General features: G+C 72.7%; 24 protein-coding genes. 13 read left to right on the top strand and 11 right to left on the bottom strand.

All coding sequences use genetic code 11. The annotated features are described in order from the left end of the window. Positions 1-37: 37 nt before the first annotated feature. Positions 38-640, bottom strand: coding sequence for a TetR/AcrR family transcriptional regulator (locus B4N89_RS44160; RefSeq protein WP_078982246.1), 603 nt, complete (start codon positions 638-640; stop codon positions 38-40). A gap of 111 nt (positions 641-751) precedes the next feature. Here B4N89_RS44160 and B4N89_RS44155 point away from each other — a divergent pair, with 111 nt between their 5' ends. Next, complete coding sequence (locus B4N89_RS44155) at positions 752-1,162, top strand: organic hydroperoxide resistance protein (RefSeq protein ID WP_078982245.1); 411 nt, start codon at positions 752-754, stop codon at positions 1,160-1,162. A gap of 14 nt (positions 1,163-1,176) precedes the next feature. On the opposite strand, the gene B4N89_RS44150 is transcribed toward B4N89_RS44155, so the two are convergent. Then, a complete protein-coding gene (locus tag B4N89_RS44150; RefSeq protein WP_078982244.1) occupies positions 1,177-1,665 on the bottom strand; it encodes an Lrp/AsnC family transcriptional regulator in 489 nt (162 codons plus the stop codon). Positions 1,666-1,758: 93 nt separating this feature from the next. Here B4N89_RS44150 and B4N89_RS44145 point away from each other — a divergent pair, with 93 nt between their 5' ends. Together B4N89_RS44145 and B4N89_RS44140 are read left to right on the top strand one after the other, a co-directional pair. Next, on the top strand, positions 1,759-2,646 hold the full coding sequence (locus tag B4N89_RS44145) for an LLM class flavin-dependent oxidoreductase (protein ID WP_078982243.1): 888 nt from the start codon (positions 1,759-1,761) through the stop codon (positions 2,644-2,646). A 10-nt stretch (positions 2,647-2,656) separates the two neighbouring features. Further along, positions 2,657-3,142 carry a nucleoside deaminase gene (locus B4N89_RS44140; protein ID WP_078982242.1) on the top strand — a complete coding sequence of 162 codons (486 nt, stop codon included), beginning with the start codon at positions 2,657-2,659 and terminating at the stop codon, positions 3,140-3,142. Between the two features lie 64 nt (positions 3,143-3,206). On the opposite strand, the gene B4N89_RS44135 is transcribed toward B4N89_RS44140, so the two are convergent. Both B4N89_RS44135 and B4N89_RS44130 read right to left on the bottom strand, forming a co-directional pair. Further along, complete coding sequence (locus tag B4N89_RS44135; protein WP_078982241.1) at positions 3,207-3,848, bottom strand: NAD(P)-dependent oxidoreductase; 642 nt, start codon at positions 3,846-3,848, stop codon at positions 3,207-3,209. Continuing rightward, positions 3,845-4,669, bottom strand: a complete 825-nt coding sequence (locus B4N89_RS44130; RefSeq protein WP_078982240.1) for an SDR family NAD(P)-dependent oxidoreductase — start codon at positions 4,667-4,669, stop codon at positions 3,845-3,847. The genes B4N89_RS44135 and B4N89_RS44130 overlap by 4 nt, the downstream gene beginning before the upstream one ends. Before the next feature lie 145 nt (positions 4,670-4,814). On the opposite strand from B4N89_RS44130, the gene B4N89_RS44125 reads away from it, so the two are divergent. Then, complete coding sequence (locus B4N89_RS44125) at positions 4,815-5,405, top strand: TetR/AcrR family transcriptional regulator (RefSeq protein ID WP_161501029.1); 591 nt, start codon at positions 4,815-4,817, stop codon at positions 5,403-5,405. A 38-nt stretch (positions 5,406-5,443) separates the two neighbouring features. Here B4N89_RS44125 and B4N89_RS44120 read toward each other — a convergent pair whose 3' ends face one another. Next, the gene (locus B4N89_RS44120) at positions 5,444-6,292 is read right to left on the bottom strand and encodes a TIGR02452 family protein (RefSeq protein WP_078982238.1); all 849 of its coding nucleotides are present in this window, start codon (positions 6,290-6,292) and stop codon (positions 5,444-5,446) included. Positions 6,293-6,476: 184 nt separating this feature from the next. Between B4N89_RS44120 and B4N89_RS44115 the strand changes: the two genes are divergently transcribed. From B4N89_RS44115 to B4N89_RS44095, 5 genes are all read left to right on the top strand, one after another. After that, entirely contained in the window at positions 6,477-8,879 is a 2,403-nt protein-coding gene (locus B4N89_RS44115) for an ATP-binding cassette domain-containing protein (RefSeq protein ID WP_078982237.1), read from the top strand. 223 nt (positions 8,880-9,102) lie between these two features. After that, positions 9,103-10,200, top strand: a complete 1,098-nt coding sequence (locus B4N89_RS44110) for a winged helix DNA-binding domain-containing protein (protein WP_078982236.1) — start codon at positions 9,103-9,105, stop codon at positions 10,198-10,200. A 183-nt stretch (positions 10,201-10,383) separates the two neighbouring features. Then, a complete protein-coding gene (locus tag B4N89_RS44105; protein WP_078982424.1) occupies positions 10,384-11,412 on the top strand; it encodes a proline racemase family protein in 1,029 nt (342 codons plus the stop codon). A 32-nt stretch (positions 11,413-11,444) separates the two neighbouring features. After that, positions 11,445-12,326, top strand: a complete 882-nt coding sequence (locus B4N89_RS44100; RefSeq protein ID WP_235619342.1) for an ornithine cyclodeaminase family protein — start codon at positions 11,445-11,447, stop codon at positions 12,324-12,326. Between the two features lie 102 nt (positions 12,327-12,428). Then, positions 12,429-13,928, top strand: coding sequence for an MFS transporter (locus B4N89_RS44095; RefSeq protein ID WP_078982234.1), 1,500 nt, complete (start codon positions 12,429-12,431; stop codon positions 13,926-13,928). Positions 13,929-14,029: 101 nt separating this feature from the next. On the opposite strand, the gene B4N89_RS44090 is transcribed toward B4N89_RS44095, so the two are convergent. Continuing rightward, positions 14,030-15,181 (bottom strand): P1 family peptidase, encoded by a 1,152-nt coding sequence (locus tag B4N89_RS44090; RefSeq protein WP_078982233.1) that lies wholly within the window; start codon positions 15,179-15,181, stop codon positions 14,030-14,032. Beyond that, entirely contained in the window at positions 15,178-15,858 is a 681-nt protein-coding gene (locus B4N89_RS44085) for a TetR/AcrR family transcriptional regulator (protein ID WP_078982232.1), read from the bottom strand. Before B4N89_RS44085 ends, B4N89_RS44090 begins: the two co-directional genes overlap by 4 nt. Before the next feature lie 101 nt (positions 15,859-15,959). Between B4N89_RS44085 and B4N89_RS44080 the strand changes: the two genes are divergently transcribed. Beyond that, entirely contained in the window at positions 15,960-17,396 is a 1,437-nt protein-coding gene (locus B4N89_RS44080) for an APC family permease (protein WP_078982231.1), read from the top strand. Positions 17,397-17,452: 56 nt separating this feature from the next. On the opposite strand, the gene B4N89_RS44075 is transcribed toward B4N89_RS44080, so the two are convergent. Genes B4N89_RS44075 through B4N89_RS44065 form a run of 3 tightly spaced genes read right to left on the bottom strand, consistent with a single transcriptional unit; the run spans position 17,453 to position 21,712 of the window. Next, positions 17,453-18,565: a C45 family autoproteolytic acyltransferase/hydolase gene (locus B4N89_RS44075; protein ID WP_078982230.1), complete on the bottom strand. Its 1,113-nt coding sequence runs from the start codon at positions 18,563-18,565 to the stop codon at positions 17,453-17,455. After that, on the bottom strand, positions 18,562-20,223 hold the full coding sequence (locus B4N89_RS44070; RefSeq protein ID WP_235619341.1) for an amidohydrolase: 1,662 nt from the start codon (positions 20,221-20,223) through the stop codon (positions 18,562-18,564). The genes B4N89_RS44075 and B4N89_RS44070 overlap by 4 nt, the downstream gene beginning before the upstream one ends. A gap of 55 nt (positions 20,224-20,278) precedes the next feature. Then, positions 20,279-21,712, bottom strand: a complete 1,434-nt coding sequence (locus B4N89_RS44065) for a purine-cytosine permease family protein (RefSeq protein ID WP_078982229.1) — start codon at positions 21,710-21,712, stop codon at positions 20,279-20,281. 88 nt (positions 21,713-21,800) lie between these two features. On the opposite strand from B4N89_RS44065, the gene B4N89_RS44060 reads away from it, so the two are divergent. The 3 genes from B4N89_RS44060 to B4N89_RS50390 all read left to right on the top strand — a co-directional run bounded on the left by B4N89_RS44060 (position 21,801) and on the right by B4N89_RS50390 (position 23,558). Next, on the top strand, positions 21,801-22,439 hold the full coding sequence (locus B4N89_RS44060) for a TetR family transcriptional regulator (RefSeq protein ID WP_201261175.1): 639 nt from the start codon (positions 21,801-21,803) through the stop codon (positions 22,437-22,439). Positions 22,440-22,518: 79 nt separating this feature from the next. Beyond that, the gene (locus B4N89_RS44055) at positions 22,519-23,202 is read left to right on the top strand and encodes an RNA ligase family protein (RefSeq protein ID WP_143658306.1); all 684 of its coding nucleotides are present in this window, start codon (positions 22,519-22,521) and stop codon (positions 23,200-23,202) included. Beyond that, a complete protein-coding gene (locus tag B4N89_RS50390; RefSeq protein ID WP_078982227.1) occupies positions 23,190-23,558 on the top strand; it encodes a hypothetical protein in 369 nt (122 codons plus the stop codon). Before B4N89_RS44055 ends, B4N89_RS50390 begins: the two co-directional genes overlap by 13 nt. Positions 23,559-23,639: 81 nt before the next feature. On the opposite strand, the gene B4N89_RS44045 is transcribed toward B4N89_RS50390, so the two are convergent. After that, positions 23,640-24,803, bottom strand: a complete 1,164-nt coding sequence (locus B4N89_RS44045; RefSeq protein ID WP_078982226.1) for a glycoside hydrolase family 19 protein — start codon at positions 24,801-24,803, stop codon at positions 23,640-23,642. Positions 24,804-25,026 lie beyond the last annotated feature (223 nt).

Raw genomic sequence — 25,026 nt, 5'->3', positions numbered from 1 at the left:
CCGCGATCGGCGTGGCGGCAACCGGCGTGGGGGCCGGCTATCGCGTCGGGTCGCCGGGCGTGCCCAGGACCCGGTCGAGCGCGTCGCGGACGATCCGGCGCATGGCGTCGGCGTCGTCCAGGTAGCAGCCGACCGCCAGGCCGTCGCGCAGCAGCATCAGGATGTCGGCGGTGGTGCGGGCACGGGCGTCGCCGGCGGCGGTCAGCAGGTCGGCCACCGTCGTGCGGAACCAGGCCCGGTGGTCCAGGATCGCGCCGCGGACCGGATGGGCGACCTCCGGGAATTCGGCGGCGGCGTTGATGAACGGGCAGCCCCGGAAGTCGGGTTTGCGGCCGACCTCGACGATCAGGTCGAAGAGCCGCACCAGGACCTCGCGCGCCGGCAGGTCGGCGGAGTCGGCGAGGAAGTCGGCGACGGTCCGGCGCTGCGCCTCGAACTGCTCGGTCAGATACGCGTGGACGAGCGCGTCCTTGGCCGGGAAGTGGTGGTAGAAGGTCGCCTTCGCGACAGCCGCCTCGGCGATGATCCGGTCCACCCCCACGGCATGCACGCCCTCCGCGTAGAAGAGCACGCTCGCGGTGTCGAGCACGCGGCGGCGGGCCGGGCTCTCGCGGGGTCGATCGGAGGTCGTCGTGGGCACGCCTTGACTTTACCAGACAGGTCTGTCTACCGTCGGATCCATCAACCGAACAGACAGATCTGTCTACCACTACTCGGATCTGTGCCATCACCTGGAGAAGGCGGGACCACCATGAGCCTGTACACCGCGATCGCGACCTCGGCCGGACGGGACGCCCGGGCGGTCAGCTCCGACGGGCAGCTCGACGTCAAGCTGGGCCTGCAGCGGGAACTCGGCGGCGACGGGATCGGCACCAACCCCGAGCAGTTGTTCGCGGCCGGCTACTCGGCCTGTTTCGCCAGTGCGATGCAACTGGTGGCCAAGCGCCAGGGAGTGGACGCCGCCGACGCGTCCGTCACGGCGGAGGTCGACCTGAACCCGAACGGCGACGGCGGCTTCGGGCTGGGTGTGACGCTGCGCGTGGAACTGCCGGAGCACCTGTCCGCCGAGCAGGGTCGGGCCCTGATCGAGGCCACCCACCAGGTCTGCCCGTACTCCAACGCCACCCGGGGCAACATCCCGGTCGAACTCGTCGTCGAGTAGCCGACCCCGGGACGTCAGTCCGCCGCGCGCTCCCCGTCCCGGTCGTCGCCGGGCGGGGTGGGGCGGGCGGGACCGCGATACGTGAGCGTCTGGCTGTAGACGATGTTCGTGGTGGTGCTGCCGAACTGCGCGAGACGGTTGACGATCGCCTCCAGGTGCGGCATCGACGTGGCCGCCACCTTGAGCGTGTAGCAGTCCTCGCCTGTGGTGCGCAGGCACTCCAGGATCTCCCGCCGCTCCTCGAGCAGGCGGTGCAGCGGGCCGTGCCGACTTCCGGGGTACTTCAGGCGCACCACGGCCAGCACGGCGAAGCCGGCCCGGGCGAGGTCGACCTCCGCCCGGTAGCCGGTGATCACGCCGACCGCCTCCAGGCGCTTGACCCGCTCGGTCGTGGCGGACGCGCTCAGGCTGACCCGACGCCCGAGTTCGGTCAGCGGGATGCGACCGTCGCGCTGCAACTCGCTCAGGATGGCCCAGTCGGTGGCATCGAGATCCTCGGTCATTCGGCCAGACTACCGGCGGATCCACGGCGATCCGGCCGGAAGGGCACGAATTATGTCTTCAGCCGACGGGTTGCCGCCGGATAGCCTCGATCCATGCAACTCGGTGTCAACGTCCCCAATTTCGGCCCCGGCACGGATCCCGGCATGCTGCGCGACTGGGCACAGACCGTGGAGGGGCTGGGATTCGACCTGCTGATGGTCTCCGACCACATCGCGATCACGCCCGACGTCGCGGAGCAGTACCCCGCCCCCTTCTACGAACCCTTCACCACGCTCGCCTGGCTGGCCGGCGTCACCCGGCGGGTTCGGTTGGGCACCACGGTGCTCATCGTCCCCTACCGACACCCCCTGCTCGTCGCCCGGATGGCCGCCAACCTGCACCGGTTGAGCGACGAGCGCCTGGTGCTCGGCGTGGGCGTCGGCTGGGCGCGGCAGGAGTTCGCCGCGCTCGGGCTGCCGTTCGAGCGCCGGGGCAGGACCACCGACGAGCACCTCGCGGCGATGCGCGCCGCGTGGGCGGGCGGCGAGGACGACTACCGCGCGGGCGGTATCCCGATCTGGGTCGGCGGCAACAGCGATGCGGGCATCCGCCGCGCGGTGCGCCTGGGCGACGCCTGGCACCCGCTGCGCCGCACCATGCCGTGGATGCACGCGGCGGTGGACCGGATGCGCGACATCGCCGAGGGGGAGGGGCGGGCGACGCCGGGGCTGGTGCCGAGGATCGCGCTGCATGTCACCGACGAGCCGCTGCCGGATGCCACACGGCTCGCGGGCGTGGGCACGATCGAGCAGGTTCTCGACGATCTGGACGGTTTGCACGGCCTGGGCGCCGAGACCGTCGTGCTCGATCCGCTCGACGGCGACCCGAACGAGACCCGGCACCCCGGCGCCGCGTGGCGCATGTTGGCCCGGGTGGCCGAGCGACTGCGTACCCCCAACGGCGATCGCACCCCGCCCGCCGATTCCACCGAAGCGAGATGACGGAGACGCGATGACCGTGTCGGACGACGAACTGATCCATCTGCGCCGCTGTGTGGACCTGGCCGCCGAGGCCGTGGCGGCCGGCGACGAGCCGTTCGGCTCGGTCCTGGTCGCCGCGGACGGCACCGTCCTCGCCGAGGACCGCAACCGCGAGCGCAGCACCGGGGATCCGACCCGCCACCCCGAGATCGAACTGGCCCGCTGGGCGGCCGCGCACCTGACGCCCCCGGAGCGGGCGGCGGCCACCGTCTTCACCTCCGGGGAGCACTGCCCGATGTGCGCGGCGGCCCACGGCTGGGTGGGCCTCGGCCGCATCGTCTACGTCAGTTCGGCCGAGCAGACCGGCGAGTGGCTGGCCGAACTGGGGGTGTCGGCCTCCCCCGTACGCGCCCTGCCGATCGCGGAGATCGTGCCCGGGCTCGTGGTGGAGGGCCCGGTCCCCGGACTGGCCGAGGAGGTCCGCGCGCTGCACCACCGCTTCCGGGGCGAGGGCTGACGCCGGTCGAGGGGCCGGTGGACGGCCGGCCCCTCGGCGGCTTTCCGGGCGTCGTCGGCGCGGGTCAGTACGAGATGGCGACCCGGGTCGCGAAGATCTCGCGGTCGTCGATGTGGCCGAGGATGAAGTCGGCCAGGTCGGCGCGGGAGAGCCGGGTCGGACGATCCAGGGGCCGCGTGTCGTCGGGGCTGTACCGGTAGGTGCCGGTGCGCGGTCCGTTGGTGAGCATCGGGACGCGGATCACGGTCCAGTCGAGCCGGTGGGCGTCGGAAAGGTCCTCCTCCATGCGGTGCATGTCGGCATACGCGTGCCGGTGCAGGGGCTTGACGACGAGCTTGGTGACCAGGCGCTGGGCCGCCGGCATCCCGGCGCCCGAGCCGAGTGCGCCGGAGGAGAGGCAGACCAGGCGCCGGACGCCCGCGGCGGTCATCGAGCGGCGCAGATTGCCCGTGCCCCGCGAGTAGATCGTGGTGGGCGAGCGGGTGGTGGCGCCGAGCGCGCTGAGTACGGCGGTGTGGCCGGGAACGACCGCGTCGATCGTGGCCGGATCCAGGGCGTCCCCGGCGACCACGTGCAGGTTCTCGTGTCGGGCGGTGATGCGTCCCGGATCGCGGGCGAGGGCGGTGACGTGGTGGCCGGCGACCAGGGCCTGTGCGACGAGCCGCATGCCCGTGCCGCCGGCGGCGCCCACGACGAGCAGGTTCACGGCGCGGTCGGGTTCGTCTGCGGCCGGCCGCCGGCGGGGCGGCGGAAGGGCGGTGCGCCCGCGAGTTTGCCGCCGTCGATCGGCAGGGTGGCGCCGGTGATGAACGAGGACTCGTCGGAGCACAACCACACCACGGCCGCGGCGACTTCGTCGGGCAGACCGATCCGGCGCATCGGCATGGCCTGGGCGGCGGCCTGCCGGGCCTGCTCTCCGGCGGCCTCCAGCTGCTCGGTGTGGATCGGGCCCGGCGCGAGCGCGTTGATCCGGATGCCGGCGTCGGCGTAGTCGAGCGCGGCGGTGCGGGTGAGCCCGATCAGGCCGAACTTGCTGGAGACATACCCCGCCAGCCCGCCGACCGCCTGGAGACCGGCGGTGGAGGACATGTTGACGATGGCACCGCCGTCGCCGCTCGCGAGCATGGCGGGAATCTCGTACTTCAGGGCGAGGAAGACGCCGCGGAGGTTGACGGCGAAGGCGCTGTCGAAGTCGGCCACGTCGACGTCGGCGAGCGGGGTGGGCGGGTGGCCGCCGCCCGCGGCGTTGTTGACCGCCGCGTCCAGCCGGCCGAAGCGGTCGACGGCGGTGGCGACCAGTCGCTCGACGGCGCCGGGGTCGGTGACATCGGTCGGTACGGCCAGCGCCCGGCCGCCGGCCGCGTCGAGTTCGTCGGCCAGGGCGGTCAGCGCGTCCGCGTCGCGGGCGGCGAGCACGACCCGTGCGCCGGCGCGGTGCAGGGCGCGGGCGGTGGCCGCGCCGATGCCGCGACTCGCACCGGTGACGATCGCGACGCGGTCGGCGAGGGGCTGCTGAGGGGTGGACATGGTGCACTCCCGGGTCGAGGTGATGTGGGGATGCGAATCCGGCGGACCGGGACGCCCGGGCAGGCCGGGGTATCCGCGATCCGCGAGGTCGCGTAGAATTCAATGGACAGACAGTAAATCCAAAATCATGGAAGGGGCAAGCCGCGTGAGTCCGCGTGAGTACAGGTCCGACAAACGCCAGGCCGCAGCCGAGGACACCCGACAGCGCATCCTGACCGCCGCCCGCTCGCTGCTCTCGGCCGCCACGCCCGCCCAGATCACGCTCGACGGCATCGCCAAGGCGGCGGATGTGTCCCGCCAGACCGTCTACAACGCCTTCGGCACCAAGGCCGGCCTGCTCGAAGCCCTCTTCGACGGGCTGGCCACGCGGGCGGGCGTCGACCTGTCCGAGGCGTTCGCCGCGCCCGACGCGGACGCGGCGCTGCGCCGGTTCACCGAGACCTTCTGTCGCTTCTGGGCCGCCGACCCGGTGGTGATCCGCAGGCTGCGCGGCATGGCGGTGCTGGACGCCGAACTCGACCGACTGCTGCGCGAGCGCGACGACATGCGCCGCACCGCGCTCGGCTCGCTCCTGGCGGCCCGGGGGGTGGAGGCCGGGGCCGAGACGGTCGACGTCGTCTGGCAGCTCACCGGCTTCGAGGTGTACGACGGCCTGGCCCGGCGCGACCCCGGGCGCGACCCGGCCGGCCCGATCGCCGACGCCGTCGCGGCCGTATACGCGGCTGCGAAGGGCTGACGGGCAGGCCCGCGCCGAGCAGGTCGCCCGGGACCGGCTCAGCTCCGGTCGGCCGCCGCGGCGCCGAAGCGTTCGGTGAACGCCGTGCGGTTCGGCGAGTCGGGGGAGGGGTCGTGGATGGCGAAGACGACGTGTTCGAAGGCCGCCGCGAAGGGGCCGTCGGGGGCGAGATGTTCGTGGAACGCGCCGGCGACCTCGCGCGGGTCGTTGCGGAATACCCCGCACCCCCAGGCGCCCAGGACCAGTCGGCGGGCGCCGTGATGGTGGGCCACCGTCAGGACGCGGCCCGCGCGGCGGCGCAGGGTCTCCCGGATGCGGCCGTGCGCGGCGGGGTCGCGTTGCAGGGTCTCGCCGGCGTTGGGGGCGGCGCAGGTCAGGAACGACACCGGGAACGGCTCGTCGAGGAGGCGGCCGTGCTCGTCGCGGTGCACCGGGACGTCGGGGGACCAGATGACCCGGTCGCTGTAGAGCAGATCGGGTCCGGCGCGATGGGCGGCGTAGTAGTCGGGGGCTCGCAACAGGCAGGGATACAGCAGGCTGTTGCGGCACAGGTCCTCCTCCTGGGCCCGGGCACCGCGCAGATAGCCGCCGCCGGGGTTGCGCGCGGAGGCGAAGTTGAGCACCGCGATCGGGCCGGTGCCCGAGCCCGACCCGGACAGGCGCCGCGCGGCCTGGAGGCTGCCCTCGCCGGTCACCCGGAACCGTGTCGACGGCCCGGCGCCGACCGGGTGCGGGGCGAGCGGGCCGTCCGGGGGATGGCCGACGGTGTTGGACATCGCCGCGTGCAGCGCGGGCCCCACCCGGACCGTGCCGTAGGGAGTCGAGTATTCGCCCGTGGCGACGATCCGGGCGTTTACGGCCGCGATGTCCCGCAATCTGCTGTTCACAGGCTCGTACGCTAGAGGTTTGCCACGCGAGGGCCCAATTCCTTTCGGTACGCGGCGCGTCGCTCGGTCCGTGATCGAATCGATCGGGAATGAAGAAGCACGGTCGCGGAGTCGGCGGCTAGCGTGATCGCCACGCACCGCCGACCCGCCGGCACAACGCCCGACCGTGAGCACAGGAGTCAGGATGAGCAAGGCACCCAGGACGAATCCGCGGTCGCCCGCGCCGCACGCCGCCGACACCCACGATCTGATCCGCGTGCACGGCGCCCGGGTGAACAACCTCAAGGACATCGACGTCGAGATCCCCAAGCGTCGATTGACCGTGTTCACCGGTGTGTCCGGCTCGGGCAAGAGCTCGCTCGTCTTCGGCACGATCGCCGCGGAGTCCCAGCGGCTGATCAACGAGACCTACAGCGCCTTCGTCCAGGGCTTCATGCCGACCCTGGCCCGGCCGGAGGTGGACGTCCTCGAAGGGCTGACCACCGCGATCCTGGTCGACCAGCAGCGCATGGGCTCCGACCCGCGCTCCACGGTCGGTACCGCCACCGACGCCAACGCGATGTTGCGCATCCTGTTCAGCCGACTCGGCAAGCCGCACATCGGCCCGCCCAGCGCGTACGCGTTCAACGTGCCCTCGGTCCGGGCGAGCGGCGCGATCACCGTCGAGCGCGGCGCCAAGAAGGCGGTGAAGGCGTCGTTCCAGCGCACCGGCGGCATGTGTCCGGGCTGCGAGGGCCGGGGCACCGTCTCCGACATCGACCTCACCCAGCTCTACGACGACTCCAAGTCGCTCAACGAGGGCGCGCTCACCGTCCCCGGCTACAGCATGGAGGGGTGGTACGGCCGGATCTTCGGCGGCTGCGGCTTCTTCGACCCGGATAAACCGATCCGCAGGTTCACCAAGAAGGAATTGCACGACCTCCTGCACAAGGAGCCGACCAAGATCAAGGTCGACGGGATCAACCTGACCTACGAGGGGCTGATCCCGAAGATCCGCAAGTCGATGCTGGCCAAGGACATCGACGCGCTCCAGCCGCACATCCGGGCGTTCGTGGAGCGGGCGATGACGTTCGGAACCTGTCCCGAGTGCGGCGGCACTCGGCTGAGCGAGGGGGCCAGGTCGTCGCGGATCAAGCGGGTGAGCATCGCCGACGCCTGCGCGATGCAGATCAGCGATCTGGCGGAGTGGATCCGGGGCATCGACGAGCCGTCGGTGGCGCCGCTGCTCGCCAACCTCGGGCACTCCCTCGACTCGTTCGTCGAGATCGGCCTCGGCTACCTCTCGCTCGACCGGGCGTCGGGCACGCTCTCCGGCGGCGAGGCGCAGCGGGTCAAGATGATCCGCCACCTCGGCTCCGCGCTCACCGACACCACGTACGTCTTCGACGAGCCCACCGTCGGCCTGCACCCGCACGACATCAGGCGGATGAACGACCTGCTGCTGCGTCTGCGGGACAAGGGCAATACGGTGCTCGTGGTGGAGCACAAGCCGGAGACGATCGGGATCGCCGACCACGTGATCGACCTCGGCCCCGGTGCCGGTTCGGCGGGCGGCACGGTCTGCTTCGAGGGCACGGTGGACGAGTTGCGCAAGAGCGACACCGTCACCGGCCGGCACTTCGACGACCGGGCCAGGCTCAAGGAGCGGGTACGCAAGCCCACCGGCGCGCTGGAGATCCGCGGCGCGGCCACGCACAACCTGCGCGACGTCGACGTGGACGTGCCGCTGGGGGTGCTCACGGTGGTCACCGGGGTCGCCGGCTCCGGAAAGAGTTCGCTCGTGTACGGCTCGCTGGTGGGCGGATCGTCGGCCGCCGGCGAGGGTGTGGTGTCGGTCGACCAGGGGCCGATCCGGGGTTCGCGGCGCAGCAATCCGGCGACGTACACCGGACTGCTCGACCCGATTCGCAAGGCGTTCGCGAAGGCGAACGGGGTGAAGCCGGCCCTGTTCAGCGCCAACTCCGAAGGTGCCTGCCCCACCTGCAACGGGGTCGGCGTGGTCTACACCGACCTGGCGATGATGGCCTCCGTGGCGAGTGTGTGCGAGGAGTGCGAGGGCAGGCGGTTCGAGGCCTCGGTGCTGGAATACCACCTGGGCGGGCGCGACATCAGCGAGGTGTTGGCGATGTCGGTGGACGAGGCGCGGGAGTTCTTCGGCGCGGGCGAGGCGCACACGCCGGCCGCGCACACCATCCTCGGCCGGCTCGCCGACGTCGGGCTCGGCTACCTCGGTCTGGGGCAGCCGCTGACCACGCTGTCCGGTGGCGAGCGGCAGCGGCTCAAGCTGGCCACGCACATGGGCGACAGGGGCGGGGTGTACGTCCTGGACGAGCCGACCACGGGCCTGCATTTGGCCGACGTCGAGCAACTGCTCGGGCTGCTGGACCGGTTGGTCGACGCGGGCAAGTCGGTGATCGTGATCGAGCACCACCAGGCGGTGATGGCGCACGCCGACTGGATCATCGACCTCGGGCCCGGGGCCGGGCACGACGGTGGGCGGGTGGTGTTCGAGGGCACGCCGGCGGATCTGGTCGCGGCCCGGTCGACGGTGACCGCGGAGCACCTCGCGGACTACGTGGGGGGCTGAAGGGGCGGGGGCCGGGTGCGTCCCGGCTCGGCACTGCGCCCTGGACCACGGACGCCCGGAGCAGGGAGGGCAGGCGGGCCGAGGCCTTGTACCCGGGGCCCTGTCGCCCTCGGGTCGCGGTCACAAGCCGACCGCTACCGATGGGAGGCTGTGGGCATGGGCGCGAGGAGAGGCGGGGATCGGTCGTGATCGTGGGTGGGGAAACGAAGGGCGGCCGGGTGCGATGACCGTTCTCGGCACGCGGGCGCTCAACCGGGCGACCCTGGCGCGGCAGTTGTTGCTCGATCGGGCCGACCTGCCGCCGGCGGCGGCCGTCGCGCACGTCGGCGGTCTCCAGGCGCAGGAACCGCAGGAGCCGTTCGTCGGGCTCTGGTCGCGGTTGCGCGCGTTCGACCCGGCGACGCTGTCCGACCTGGTGACCGGACGCGGCGTGGTGCGCACCCATCTGATGCGCCGGACCGTGCACCTGGTCACCGCCGCCGACGCGTTGGCCTGGCGGGCCCGCCACGATCCGATGTTGCGGCAGCGGGTGATGGGCGTGTACCGCCGTGAGCTGCACGGGATCGATCTCGACGAACTGGCCGCGGAGGGCCGGGAGGTGATGGCCGACGGGGTGGCGCGTTCGATGTCGGAGTTCGCCCGGGCGCTCGCCGATCGTCGGCCCGACGTGTCGCCGAGGGCGCTGGGGGAGATGCTGATCGCGCTCGTCCCGGTGGTGCAGCTTCCGCCGCGCGGGGTGTGGCGGACCCGGGCGGGCGTGCGCAACGCGCTCGTCTCCTCGTGGCTGGGGCGCGAGGTCGACCCGCCGGCCCCGGCGGACCTGGATCCGGTCGGCGAAGCGCTGGTACGGCGCTATCTGGCCGCGTTCGGCCCCGCCGCCTCGGCGGACCTGCGCGCCTGGTGCGGCCTCGCGGGCCTGCCGCGCGCGGTCGCCGCGGTACGCGCGGAACTGGTCTCGTTCCGGGACGAGCGGGGGCGCGAACTGCTGGACCTGCCCGACGCGCCGCGCCCCGACCCGGACACCCCCGCCCCGGTGCGCTTCCTCCCCGCCTTCGACAACGCGCTCCTCGGCTACGACGACCGCAGTCGCATCGTCGACGACGCGCACCGGGGCCTGTCGGTCGCCGGCGTGCGTGTGGTCCTGCTCGACGGCCGGGTCGGCGCGACGTGGGGCGTCGAGGGCGGGGCGGTGACGGTCACCCCGCTGCGGTCGTTGTCCCGGGCCGAACACGCCGGCGTGGACGAGGAGGGGCGGGCGTTGGCGTCGTTCCTGTCCGACGGCGAGCACGATCGGGTGCGGATCGGCCCGACGGCCGGCTGAGGCCGGGCGCCCCGGGCTCCCGCTGCCGGCCGCGCGGGGTCGGCTCGTGCGGGTGATGCCGGGGAGGTGCTTGCGGGCGTCTGGGATGTGTCAATACCATGTCACACCTTACCGGGGATCGATGGCGCGCCATCCGGCCGTGCCTCGCAACTCCCCAACCCCGCCCAGGAAGAAGGCGCCCGCATCGTGATCGCCGCCATCGAGACCGTCGACTACCACGCCGCCGGCGAACCCTTCCGGATCGTCTCCCAAGGGCTGCCCACCGTCGCCGGGGACACCGTGGCCGAGCGGCGGGCGATCGTGATCGGGGCGGGGGGCACCGCCACCGCGCCGCGACCAGGCCCGCTCGACGACATCCGCCGACTGCTCACCCGCGAACCGCGCGGACACGGCGGCATGTACGGGGGGTTCGTGGTTCCGCCGGACGACGGCGAGGCGCACCTCGGGGTGCTGTTCTGGCACAAGGACGGCTACTCCACCGCCTGCGGCCACGGCACCATCGCGCTCGGCGCGTGGGCGGTCGACTCGGGGCGCGTGGCGGCGCCGGCGGACGGAACGGCGCGGGTGTACATCGACGTTCCCTCGGGCCGGGTCACCGCCATCGTGCACCGCCGCGCCGGGCGCACCACCTCGGTGACCTTCCGCAACGTACCCACCGGCATCGCCGCCCGGAAGATCCCGGTGACCACCTCGCGCGGCCCGGTACAGGTCGACCTCGCCCACTCCGGGGCCTGCTACGCCTCCGTCTCGGCGACCTCGCTCGGCCTCGCCGTCACCCCGGAGCAACTGCCCGAGATCACCGCGATCGGCCGGGAGATCCGCGCCGCGCTCGCCGACGAGCCCGCCACCCGGCATCCCGACGACCCGCGCCTGTCCGGGGTCTACGGCGTCATCCTCCACGAGGAACTGCCGGACACCGGGACCGGACTCCACCAGCGCAACGTCACCGTGTTCGCCGACGGCCAGATCGACCGGTCCCCGTGCGGTTCGGGCACGTCCGCGCGGCTGGCGCTGCTCGCCGACAGCGGTCGGATCGCGACGGGCGACGAGTTGCGCCACGAGTCGATCATCGGCACGGTCTTCACCGGCAGGGTGGTCGGGACGCATGCCGCGGGGGTGGTCACCGAGGTCACCGGCACGGCGTACCGCACCGGCGAGCATCGGTTCCTGCTGGATGCCGACGACTCGCTCGGGACGGGGTTCCTGCTGTGACCGCCGCGGAGCAACCGCCCACGATTCCGGTCGTGTCGACCCCCGCCCAGGCGATCGGGACGATCGAGCGCACGCTGCTCGCCGGACTCGATCCGGAAGGAGCACCGCCCCGGTCGAGCGTGGCCGTACCCGCCGGGGAACTGCTTCTGATGCCCGCGGCCGGGTCGTCGCACGTGGGCGTCAAGATCGCGGGGGTCGCCGTCGGCAATCCGGCCCGGGGGCTGCCCCGGATCACCGGCAGCTACCTGCTCCTCGACGGGCCCACCCTGCGACCGTTGGCCCTGTTCGACGGCGCCGCGCTGACCACGCTGCGGACGCCCGCGGTCAGCGCCGTCGCCGTCCGGCGGCTGGCCGTCGCCGATGCCGCGCACCTGGTGCTCTTCGGTACGGGGCCGCAGGCGTACGGGCACCTGGCGGCCCTGCTCGCCGTGCGGCCGCTGAGCCGGCTCACGGTGGTCGCGCGACGCGTCGAGGCGGCCCGGGAACTGGTCGAGCACGCCCGCGCGTTCGGCCTCGCGGCGACGGTCGGGACGCCGGACGCGGTCGCCGACGCCGACATCGTGGTGTGCGCGACCACGGCCCGCGAGCCGCTGTTCGACGGCACGCTGATCCCCGCCCACGCGGCCGTGGTGGCGGTGGGCTCACACGAGCCGACGGCGCGGGAGGTCGACACCGCGCTGGTTCGGCGCTCCGCCGTGTACGTCGAGGCGCGCTCCGCCGCCGCGAAGGAGGCCGGCGACCTGCTCCTCGCCGGGTGGGACGGGACCCGCGACGCCGGGGTGAACCTCGCGGAGTTGGTCCGGGGGGAGGCGACGGTCCCGAAGGACCGGCCGCGGTTCTTCAAGAGCGTCGGGATGTCCTGGGAGGACCTGGCCGTCGCGGTGGACATCCATCGACGGCACAAGGGAAATTGACCCACGAATCCATGCTCCGAATGCACCATGTGACTGGTCGATCCGGCTTCTAGGTTTGTTCTTGCCACCAGGCAGACCACGCCGCACAGAACAGGCCACACCATGTCGCCCCGAGTCGCCACGCCAAGCCGCACGACCGCCGCAGCCGCCGAAACCGGCGGCGGCACCACCATCGCCCAGACGCCCTCCCGCCGTCGGCCGGGGCTCGTGCTCGCGCTGCTGGCGTTTGCCCAACTGATCATTTCGATCGACTACAACATCGTCTACGTCGCGCTCCCCGAGATCGGCACCGGGCTCGGCTTCTCGGCGCAGAATCTCCAGTGGGTGATCAGCGCCTACGCCGTGGCCTTCGGCGGATTCCTGCTCCTCGGCGGCCGGGCGAGCGACCTGTTCGGACCGCGCCGGATGTTCACGCTCGGACTGTCGCTCTACGCCGTCTCGTCCCTGCTCGGCGGACTCGCCGGATCCCCCGCGCTGTTGATCGCCGCCCGGGCGATCCAGGGCATCGGCGGCGCCTTCCTCTTCCCCGCCACGCTCACCCTCGTGTCCACGAGCTTCGCCGAAGGGCGGGAACGCAACCGGGCGTTCGCGGTGTGGGGCACCGCCGGCGGCAGCGGAATGATCCTGGGCTCGCTCCTGGGCGGCGTGCTGACCCAGTCCCTCGGCTGGGAATCGGTCTTCTTCGTCAACGTCCCCCTGGCCGCCCTCGCCGCCGCGCTCGCGTTCCCGCTGATCACCCCCGACGCCCCGCGCACCAGGGGCCGTTCCTTCGACCTGACCGGCGCGCTCACCTCCACCGTCGGCATCACCGCCGTCGTCTACGCCCTCGTCCAGGGACCCGAATCCGGCTGGACCGCCGCCCACGTGCTCGGCGCCGCGCTCGCCGGCCTCGCCCTGCTCGCCGCCTTCGTCGCCGTCGAACGCCGCAGCGCCGACCCGCTGTTGCCGCTGCGCCTGTTCGCCAACCGCAACCTCACCGTCGGCACCGGCGTCACCTTCCTCTACATGGCCACCTTCGGCACCCTGCTCTACTTCCTGACCGTCTACTTCCAGGGCGTGCACGGCTACAGCGCGCTGCGCACCGGCCTGGCCTTCCTCGTGCCGATGGCCGCCATCGCGGTCGGCTCGCAGACCGCGGGGCGGCTGGCCACCCGGTACGGCATCCGCCCGGTCCTGATCGCCTCGCTGCTGACCGGTGCCGCCGGCGCCGCGATCATCGCGCCGACCATGTCCGCCGACGCGTCGTACGCCGCCCTGATCCCCGGACTCGTCGTCCTCGGCATCGGCCAGGGCGCGGGCTACACCCTGATGTTCGGCGCCGCCTCGACCGGGGTGAACCCCACCGACCAGGGCATCGCCTCCGGTATCGCCTCCACCAGCCAGCAGATCGGCGGCGCCGTCGGCCTGGCCCTCCTGGTCGCCATCGCCAACGCCGGACTGGGCGGGCACACCGGCGAGGCGCTGCGCGTCGCCACCGCCGACGGCCTGCGCACCGCCGTCTACCTGGCCGCCGCCGGCATCGTGCTGACCGCCCTGGCCGCGCTCGCTCTGCGCAGGCCGGCCGCCCGCGAGGTCGCCGCTCACGCGCCCGCCCACGTCTGAGCACCACGCATCCACCCACGCCGCGCGGCGCCACCCCACCCGGGGTCGGCGCCGCGCGGCGTTGTGCGGGTGGCGTCACCCGCCGCCGCGAAGCGGCCGGGTCAGGTGCCGGTGGGGTGGCTCCGCTCTTCGAGCAGTGCGCGCAGGCGGGCGTGCGGTAGGGCCGGGGTGCGGTGGCCCTCGCGGCCGATGGTCTCCTCGGCGGTGACCAGGGCGTTGAGGACGGCCTCCTCGACCGCCTCGACGGTGGCCGTGTAGAAGGGGTCGATGCGGCCCCACGGGATGTGGCGCAGCGTGTCGTAGTCCTCGTCCGTGGCCGGGGACTGGGGGAAGCCACTGGCCAGGGCACCCCGGTTGGCGGTGGAGAAGGCCAGGAAGATGTCGCCGGAGAAGTGGCTGCCGGTGGTGCCGGTGCGGGCCAGGCCCATCGGGACCCGGCGGGCCAGCGCCGTGCACTGGCCCGGGAGCAGCGGCGCGTCGGTGCCGACCACCACGATGACCGAACCCGCCCCGCCGGGGGCGAACCAGTCGGTGTCCTCCATCGGGTTGTCCTCGGTCATCCGGCGGCCGACCGGTACGCCCGCGACGACGAGTTCGCGGCGCGCGCCGAAGTTGGCCTGGACGAAGGCCCCGACCGTGTAGCGGGCCGTGCCGTACTCGACCATCCGGCTGGCGGTGCCCGAACCACCCTTGAAGCCATAGCAGTTCATGCCGGTACCGCCGCCGACGCAGCCCTCTTCGACCGGGCCCGCGGCGGCCGCGTCGATCGCGGCGATCGCGTGTTCCGGGCGGACGTGCGGGCCGTTGATGTCGTTGAGGTAGCCGTCCCAGGTCTCGGCGACCACGGGCAGCAGCCACTGCCGGGCGAGGTCGGGCCGGTTGGCGACGGTCCAGTCGATCACGCCGCGGTGCACGGGGCCCACCGCGTGGGTGTTGGTGATCAGTACCGGGCCCGCCAGGCTGCCCGTCTCGTCGAGCCAACTGCTGCCGGTCATCTCGCCGTTGCCGTTGAGCGCATAGCGGCCCGCGGCACAGGGCAAGCCTACGCCCGTGCGCCCGCGCGGCAGCAGGGCGGTCACGCCGGTGCGTACCGACGCGCCCTCGACGAGGGTGGTGTAGCCGATCTCGACGCCGGGGACGTCGGTGAGCGCGTTGGCCGGCCCGGGGGTGCCGTCGAGGCGGATGCCCAGGGCTCGGGCGCGGGGCCGTCCCGACGGGGTGGCGGTGAGGGGGGATGCGGCGGGGACGTTCACGCGGTGCCTTCCGGGGTGTGCTGAGCAGCGGCGTCGGGACCGGTCGACTCCGGTTCCGGGACGACCCGGTCCGGTCGCAGATCCGGGCAGTTCGTGGCCTGGCGGGCGGACGCCAGGATCAGGGCCAGGGCCCGCTCGGGCGGCAGCGAGGAGTTGCGGCCGACGATGTGCAGGCCGTAACCGTCCTCCAGGGTGACCAGGTTCGCGGCCACGTCCGGGATCGGCTCGGTGAACCGGAAGTGGCCCTGCGCGCGCCCGATTTCCAGGATCGAGCCGTACATCGCCACCTGACGGTCGTACAGGCTCTGCGCCAGCGTGGCGTATTCGCTCTCGTCCCGGGCCGCGGCGCTGAACTCGTACAGGACCAGCGCGAGTTCGTCGTCCGGACCGGCCGGGAGCCCGAGCCGGGCGCAGGCCACCAGCTTGTCCCGGGCGTCGGGCAGCCGGGAGGCGGTGTCGGTGCGGGACGTGTAGAAGCGGTCCGCGGCCTGCCGGTAGACCTGCCGCAGCAGATCGCCCAGATCACTGAAGTAGTAGTTGACCGACCCTCGCGCGACGCCCGCCACCTCGGCGATGTCGGCCACCCGCAGCTGGGCCAGCCCGCGCCGGCCGACCGCCTCGGTGGCCGCGTGGACCAGCTGCTCGCGCCGCGCCGTCTGATTCCTCGGACGTGCCATGCACCGTTCCTTGTCTTCAGTGCCAAATTATTGTCAGCCTATTGACGTGGGACTCTTCCATATCGTTGACTCCGGCGTCAAAGAACTGACAAGGGAGCCACATGGCCGAATCCCAGGGCAGCCGGCCGCCCGCCGGCACCCCGCCGCCGCAGTCGCAGTCGCCGGCCTACGCCCAGGACCTGTCCCGTTCGCTGGGTCTGCGCGAGAACATGTTCATCACGCTGTCCGCCGTCACGCCCGCGTCGAGCGTCTTCATCATCATGCCGTCGGTGATCAGCGGGCTCGGCGGCGCGGCGGCACTGGCCTTCGCGCTCGCGGCCGTCGCCGGGATGCTGATGGCCTTCTGCTACGCGGAGTTGTCCAGCGCCTTCCCGATCACCGGCGGCGAATACGCCTTCGCGGCACGTACCCTGGGCCGCGCCACGGGCTTCGCGCTGTTCGCGCTGTCCCTGCTCGCCGGGGTCCTGACGGTGGCGGTGATCGCCCTGGGCACAGGCGACTACCTGGGCGTGGTCTGGGACTCGCTGGGCGGCAAGAGGACCGGTCTGGCCGTGATCGCGGTGGCCTCGCTCGTCTCGGTGCTCGGAATCCGCACCAACGCCTGGGTGACGGGGGTGTTCCTGGCCGTCGAACTCGCCGCCATCGCCGTACTGGCCTGGCTCGGCCTGGTCAACGTCGAGCAGCCGATATCCACGCTCTGGACGCCGCACGCGCTCGGCGAGGACGGCGTGCTCGTCGGCGCCTCCGCCGGGCTCGTCTCGTCCTTCGCCGCCAGTGCGCTGTTCGCCTACAACGGCTACGGCACGTCGGTGTACTACGCCGAGGAGACCCGGGAGGTCTCCTCGATCGGCCGGATCGTGATGTGGTCGCTCGGGATCACCGTGGTCGCGGAGTGCCTGCCGCTGGTGGCGGTACTCCTGGGCACGCCGAGCACCAGCGCCCTCATGGCGGCCCCGTCCCCGATGAACTACTTCCTGCTCGAACGCGGCGGCGACACGGTGAACACCGTCGTCAGCCTCGGCATCGCGATCGCCATCGTCAACGCGGTGATCGCGATCATGCTGCAGATCGGCCGACTGGTGTACTCGTCCGCCCGCGACCGTGCCTGGCCCGACGTGGTGGGCCGGCCGCTGGCCGCGGTGCACCCGCGCCTGCGCACCCCCGTCGCGGCCACCCTGTCGATGGGCGCCGCCGCGATCGTCGTCGCCTGGCTCGTTCCGCTGGACAAGCTGATCCTGGCCACCGGCGCCAATCTGGTGCTGCTGTACATCTTCGTCGCCGTCGCCGCGCTGTACGGCCGGATCTCCGGGGCGACCGCCCACGCGACGTACCGGATGCCCGCCTGGCCGTGGGTCCCGGTGGCCGCGATCGGCGTGATGGCCTACGTCCTGTACGAGGCGATCGACGCCGACTGGCGCCCGGCCGGCATCGCCGTGGCCATGGTCGCGGCGGGATACCTCTACTACTACGCCTACCTGTACCCCAGACGTGCGCACCGCTGGACCATGCCCGACCCGGTTCGGGACACGACCGAGTAACCGATCGCCCCCGGGGGCGGGTCGGGGCCGTCCCCCGCCGGCGCCGACCCACCCGCTCAGGCCGTGAGGCGGCGCCAGGGGCGGGAGTCCGCGTCGGCCGGGGTGCCGTCGAGGATGTGGGCGGTGCGGCCGGCCGGCTCCAGGGTGACGGTGGCCAGGCTCGCCCAGCGGGCGCCGAGGGGTCGGCCGGGATCCGGCACGCACGTCACCGGCGGCTCGCCCGGTCCGGTCACCAGGAGCCGGGCCAGCCCGGCCGGCGTGGCGGGCGGCTCGGTGCGGGCGAGACGGTCCCGGACGAAGTCGTAGCGCTGCCCCGAATCTGGCTGGTACAGCCGGGACTTCTCCGCCTCGGCGGGTACCGGGGTCAGGAAGTGGTTGGTGCGCAGCAGGTATCCCCCGACCGGCTCCGGCCGGATCTCGAACACCCCGACGGGGCTCAGGTCGAGCAACACGGCCTCGTCCTCGTCGAAGAGCGCGAACGACCCGGACGAGGCGACGGGCGCGCCGCGGATCATCTCGACGGCCTCCGCGACGCCCCCGGCCTCGCCGAGCACGATCGCGGCGAGGACGTGCATCGGCACGCCGCCGACGCCGTCGCGTTCGTGGCCCAGGATGTTGAAGTGCAGGGCGAGACCGGCACTGTTGACGCCGATCTTGCCGAGGATGCCGTGTTCGGTGATGCCGACGACGTCGTACCGGCCGCCGCGCGACTCCACCGTGTGCCACAGGTCGCGCAGTTCGACGTGCCAGTCCCACGTCTGCACGCCGAACGTCCGGGCCGCGCGCCCCGGCCCGCCCGCGACGCGGCGCACGATCGTGGTGCACTCGCCCGGGGGTACGGCCGCGCTGCGGGCCAGGATCTCGGTGCGCGCGTTCAGCGCGGCCACCCGCCACGGGTCGAGGCCGGCGCCGTGCGCGATGCCCTCGATCTCGGCCCGGGCCCCGGCGTGGAAGCGCCCGATCGTGTCGAGGGCGCGTTCGGCGTCGGCACGCACCCGGTCCGGCGCGATGCCGCCGAGCGCGAACAGGCGGTCGTACGCGTCGAGTGCGGCGGGGATGCCGTCGCGCAACTGTTCGCCGCGCGCGACGCCGCGGGTGTGCGGGTCCTCGGCGGTGACCGCGACGTGGCGACGGGGTCGAGGGGAGGGCGGGACTTCGAGCGTGGTCACGGGCGTCCTTCCGGGGAGCGCGGGTGGAGGCGGACCTCGCCGCCGACGACGGTGGCCAGTACGGCGTTCGCGGCCTGCGCCTCGGGCGCGAGGGCGAGCGGATCGGCCGCGAAGACGGTGAGGTCGGCAAGGAAGTCCGGGGCTATCCGGCCGAGTTCGGCGGCGGCGCCGGCGGCGTGGGCGGCGGCGACGGTCATCCCGGCGTAGCACTCGCGGGCGGTGAGCGCCTGATCGGGCTGTACGGGCGCGGAGTTCGGCTCTTCGACGGGGCGGCGCAGTTGGCAGTCGGCGAGGCCGACGCGCGGGTCGCCGGGTCCGATCGGCCAGTCCGAGCCGAGTGCCACCACCGCGCCGTGGTCGAGCAGGTCGCGGGTACGCCAGCCGTGCGCGACCCGGTCGGGTCCGATCCGGCGCGACCAGTTGTCGGTGCCGTCGGCGCGGGTGTGCCGGGTGGCGTGCGCGGGCTGGAGGCTTGCCACCACGTCGAGTTCGGCGAAGCGGCCGAGGAGGTCGTCGGGGATGGACTCGATGTGCTCGATGCGGTGCGGGGCCCGGTCGACCGGACCGACCTCCTCGATCACGTCGAGGGCGAATCGCACCGCCCGGTCGCCGATCGCGTGGGTCGCGGTCGGGATGCCGCGTTCGGTGAAGAACCGCATCGCGGCGCGGTACGCCTCGACGTCACGCCACAGCGGTTCGCGGTTCTCGCCGTGGGTGTCGGGGTGGTCGAACCACGCGGTGCCGTTGTCGGCGGTGCCGTCGAGCATGAACTTGGCGCCCGCCACGTGCCAGCGCCGACCGCGGCGACCCTGGAGGTCGGCCACGCGCTGCCAGACGTCCGGTCCGGAGTCGGCCGGCACGAGCGGGGAGCAGCGAATGCGCAGTGGCAGGTCGCCGTGGGCCTCGATGTGCCGGTACACCTCTTCGGACGGGTCGGCGAAGTCGAGTGCGTGCAGCCCGGTCAGGCCGCCGGCGGCCAGCAGTTCGAGCCGATCCCGGACGAACTCGGCGGCGGTGTCCAGGGGTACTTCGGGGTAGTGCGCGAACACCAGGTCCATGGCCTGGAGTTCGACGATGTAGCCGGTCGGGCGGCCGTCCGGGCCGACCTCGACGGACGAGGCGTCGGTGAAGGTCTCGCGGCCGGTCAGGCCGATCAGCTCGACCACGTGCGGGCTGACGACCAGGGCGTGCGCGTCGCGGGTCATCAGGGAGATCGGCACGCCGGGGAATCGTTCGCCGAGGACGAGTCCGGTCGGGTCGCCGGCGAAGACGTTCACGTCGAGGTCGTAGCCGGTGATCCAGGCGTCGGCGGGCCGCTCGCGCACGGCGCGGGCCAGTCGATCGCAGACCTGGTCGAGGGTGCCGGCGCCGAGCAGGTCCACGCCGCTGCCGATGGAGATCGAGCCCCAGACCGGATGGGCGTGCACGTCGACGAGGCCGGGCAGGATGGTCGCGTCCGGGAACCGGTGCACGACGGTGTCGGGGCCGCGCAGCGCGGCGATGTCGGCGGCGGTGCCGACGGCGACGATGCGGTCGCCGGTGATGGCGACGGTGTCGGCGCGGTCGAGCGGGTCGGGGGCCGCGGGTCCCTCGGGGACCGCGGGAGTGGCGGTGGGCTGTTCGAGGTGCCGGGCGAACAGGATGACGTCGGCGTACAAGCGGGTTCCTTCGGTCTTGCCGGGTGCTCGGGGGCTCGGTGTTCTCTTGGCGGGGTCATACCTTGGGGATCGAGCCGGTCGCGCGGGCGACGCCCCAGTAGATCGCCGCGGCCGTGATCATCCCGGACGGGATGGCCAGGTCCACGTCCGCCATCGCGGCGGCGATCGGCCCGGTCCAGAAGCTGGTGTTCACCCACATCGCGGAGACGAGGCCGCCGCCGATCAGCGCGAGGACGCCCGCCGGGTGCACGCCGCGGTGATACCAGAACGGCCCGCCGCGGCGTTGTTCGAGCAGGTCGGCCCCGTGGTATCGGTTGCGCCGCAGGACCAGGTCGGTCACCGCGACCGCCATCGCCGGACCGGTCGCCACGACCACGAGTTGCAACATCGTCTGCACGCTGTCGAGGAAGTCGACGACCAGGATCGCGTACAGCGTCATGGCGGTGCCGAGCACGCCGATGATCAGTACGGCCGGGATGCGGGCGAGCCGGACGCCGACGGACTGGATGGACAGGCTCGCGCTGTAGGCGGTCATGCCGTTGTTGGTCATCGTGTTGACCACGACCGCGATCACGAAGACGGGGATGAACCAGCCCGGCAGGATGCTTTCCAGCGCGGCCTCGGGGTCGCTCATGTCCAGGCCGGTGGCGGCGAGGGCGCCCACGGTGGTGAAGACGACGCTGGGCAGGTACGCGCCGACGGCGGTCCAGCCGGCGATGGCGTACGGGTTGCTGTCGCGCGGCAGGTAGCGGGCCAGGTCGGGGCTGTTGGCGTAGGACAGCGGGGTGGAGGCGATGACGGTGAACCCGGTGCCGAGCGCGGCGGCGAGGGCGGCGCCGTGCAGCGGTTCGGCCGGCGTGTACGACCAGTCGGTCTCGGTGAGGACGTAGCCCGTCACCACGATGAACACGACGGTCAGGAACACGCTGAGCCCGGAGTACAGGCGCACGATCGTGGCGTATCCGTAGATCGCGATCAGGATCGTGCCGGCCGCGATCGCGCAGATCACCGCGGCGTCGACGGCCGAGTCGTCGGGCAGGCCGTATCGTCCGGCCAGGCCGATGCCGGCGACCGAGGCGGCCGACCAGTTCAGCGCGAGGTAGGCCGCGGCGATCAGCCATCCGGTCAGGACCAGGACCACCTTGTTGCCGAGGACGCCGTACATGGCGCGTGAGATCACCGACCCGCTGGTGCCGGCGACCGGGCCGGAGGCGGCGATCACGCCGGTACAGATCCACAGCAGGTTGCCGGCGAGGATGAGCCCGATCGCCTGGGCGAGGGACAGGCCCATGATGATCAGCGTCGCGCCGACGACAAAGCTCAGATAGCTCACGTTCGGGGCGGCCCAGACCGCGAAGAGCCGACGCGGATGTCCGCCGCGCTCGTCGGCGGGGACCTGGTCGATGCCGCGCGTTTCCCGATGCCCGGCGGATCCGGAACCGGGTATGTCCTGCGGTCTCGCGTCGGGGGTGCGCTTGGTGGTGGTCATCGGGGCCTCTCGGGGGTCGGCCGGCCGAGCCGGTTATTGGTCGTATGGCCAACTGGCTAATGGTCGCACATCCAATAAGCTGTGGGCCATGGCGTCAAGACCTCAACCCACCCGCGTTCGCAAGCTGCCCGACGAGCGCCGCGCGGAGATCCTGCGCACCGCCGCGCGGATCGCGCTCGAAGAGGGCCTGGAACGCATCACGCTGCGCCGGGTCGCCGACGAGTTGGGGGTGCGGCCGGGGCTGATCGGCCACTACTTCCCGGCCGCGGACGCCCTGGTCGCCGAGGCGTTCACGGACGCGGCGACGAAGGAGCGCGACACGTTGTTGCCGGCGGACGAGGAGGGGCTGGCGCCGATCGACCGGCTGGCCCGGTTCCTGGTCCGGCTGGCCGACGGGACGTATCTCGACCTGAGCCGGTTGTGGTTGAACGCCCGGCACCTCAGCCGGTTCAAGGAGGGACTGCGCGACGCGGTCGGCGCCCAGGAGACGGTGACCCGTACCGCGCTCACCGCCCTGATCGAAGCGGGCGTCGCGGCGGGGGAGTTCGACACCGACGACGCCCTCGGCGCGGCCCTGCACATCCTGGTCACCGTGGACGGGCTCGGCTCCTACGCCAACGCCGACGCCGACATCAGGCTCGACCACCCGACGCTCGACGACATGGCGATCACCACGGCGGAGCGCGAACTCGGGCTGGACCGGGGCACGTTGCGGGCTCGACTCTGACCACGGCGGCGGCTGCCTCGGGCCGCGCCACCCGGAAACCCGGTTGCCGGGCGCCGTGCGGGCGGCGGAGGATCTCGCCATGTCACAGGCCATGTACGGGGGTTCCGCGCTGCGGCCGTACCCGAAGATGTCCGCGAAGGCGCGGCCCGGGGCGGGCGGCGGGCGGGAGTGGGTGGCGGCGGAGAAGGTGCACGGGGCACACTTCGCGGTGGTGTGCGACGGCTCCGGGGTGCGGCCGGCCAAGCGGCGCGAGCTGCTGTCCGACGAACTGCTCGACGACTTCTTCGGGGTCGCGAGGATCTGGCCGGGGTTGGCCGTGGGCGCGACGCGGTTCGCCGCGTCGCTGCGGGCGGTGTGGGGTGAGACGGCCTCGGTGACCGTGTACGGCGAACTGGCCGGTGGCTGCTACCCGCATCCCGACGTCCCGGCCGATCCCGCGTGCGAGCCGGTGCAGACCGGCGTCTGGTACGCCCCCGACCTGCACTGGTTGGTGTTCGACGCGGCGGTCGAGACGGCGGACGGGCGGTGCTGGATCGCGGACCGCGCGCTGCGGGCGAGCGCGGCCGAGGCGGGGCTGCGCTGTGTGCCGGTGCTCGGGCACGGGTCGGCGCACTCGCTCGGGATCTGTCGTGTGTGTTCGCGAGCCTGGTCCCGGGGCTGCTCGGGCTGCCGCGCATCGAGGGCAACCTCGCCGAGGGGTATGTGCTCAAGCCGACCGGGGAGTGGTGGGAGAACGATGGGGCCCGCCCGGTGGTCAAGGTGAAGCAGGACGGCTTCGCCGAGGACCGCCGCTTCGCCGGCTCCCGGCCGCACGTGGCACCGCCGGAGGGCGCGGCCGGGGTGCCGGCGTGGTTGCTGGTCCGGGCCGCGACGCTGCTCACGCCGGCCCGCGCGGCCGCGGCGGTGAGCAAGCTCGGGCCCCGGGCGGCCCTCGACGCGGTGGCCGAGGAGATCTCCCAGGACGCGGCGGAGGAGATCGCCGACGGGGTGGGCGGCCTGTCGGATACGCAACTGTGGAGCCTGGTCCGGGCGTTGGAGCCGGGAGCCCGCGCGCTCGCCCGCTTCGACGCCGCCGAACGCCGGGGTGCGCGTGGGGGGCGCGGGCGCGGTTCGGGGTGAGTGTGCCGCGCTGGTGTGCGTAGGTGTGCGGGCGGGGCGCGACGGGCCGATCGCCGGTCCGCCGCGCCCCGCCCGTCCGACTCAGCAGCTCAGGTTGTTCCCAGGTGTGGTGCCCAGGATCGACACGAACGACTGGTAGCTGTTGATCCGGCTCTGCACCTGCGCGGGATTGCCGCCGTTGCATTCCAGCGAGCCGTTGATGCTGCGGATGGTCTCGCCGAAGCCCGCACCGTTGACCATCGCGTTGTGCGGGGTCATGGTGCCCGGACCGTTCTGGGTGTTCCAGTACCAGAGGCCGGTCTGCCAGGCGACGGCCGGATCGTTCTGGACGAGGTTGGGATTGTGCAGCAGGTCGATGCCCAGCGCGTCACCCGCCGCCTTGTAGTTGAAGTTCCAGCTCAGTTGGATCGGGCCGCGTCCGTAGTAGGCGGCCTGGCCGGCGGGGCATCCGTAGGGCCGACCGGCGTCGCAGTAGTGCGGGTAGTTGGCGGTGTTCTGCTCGACGATGTGGACGAGGCCGCCGGTCTCGTGGTTGACGTTGGCCAGGAACGCCGCCGCCTCCTGCTTGCGCACCGTGTCGCTGCCGGTCTTGGCGAAGCCCGGGTAGGAGGCGAGCGCGGCGGTCAGGCCGGCGTACGTGTAGAACGGGTTGCGGTTCGGGAACATGCGCTCGAACTGCGCCTGGCTCACCACGAAGTCGCCGGGGTTGCCGCCGTTGCCGCCGGTGCTGCCGTCGGTGGTGCTTCCGGTGGTCGATCCGGTGGTGGTTCCGGTGGTGGATCCGCTGCACGAGTACGGCTCCCAGTACCAGGTGCTGATCACCGGGTCGTAGCCCGGGTTGGCGTTCTTGGCCCGGTAGTAGTTGCCGTTGGTGTAGCGCACCACGTCACCGACCGCGTAGGACCGGCCGGCTACCCAGTCCGGGTAGGTACAGGTGCCGCCACCGCCGGTCGTACCACCCGTGGCGCCACCCGTGGAGCCGCCGGTGGTGCCGCCGCCGCCTCCGCACGCGCCCTGGTCCGTCCATACGTCGGCGGTCCCGGGGGTTTCGCCCTGGGTCCACCACCTGGCACCCCAGTTGTGGCCGTTGTACGAGGCGGTGGCGCCGCCCGTGTAGACGGCCGACGCGTTCCATCCGGCCGCGCAACTCGCGGCGGCGGCGGTCGAGGTGAAGGGCAGCGCCGCCGCCCCCATGCCCACGATCGCGATGGCCAGCAGGAAGCCGATGATTCGTTTTCTCGCCATGGAAAGCCCACTCCCCGGCGCGCGAAAGCCGCCGCGCCTGATCGACGGAAGTACCGATGCGGGTACTTCGACTGCCGTGCCGGGACCGGCGCCTGCCTCGTTCGAGGCCCCTGGACGGGATGGTGCGGGGCTTACTCAATACCAGTGGTCTATACCAGTCAAGACTTTGCGCGGGATTGCCCGCCTACGTGGGAACGGCCGGGTCCCGCACGACCGTTGGGTG

The sequence above is a fragment of the Embleya scabrispora genome (genome assembly GCF_002024165.1).
Taxonomy (GTDB): Bacteria; Actinomycetota; Actinomycetes; order Streptomycetales; family Streptomycetaceae; genus Embleya; species Embleya scabrispora_A.
Note: the sequence above shows the minus strand (reverse complement) of the source record. Positions and strands in the feature narration are given on the sequence as shown.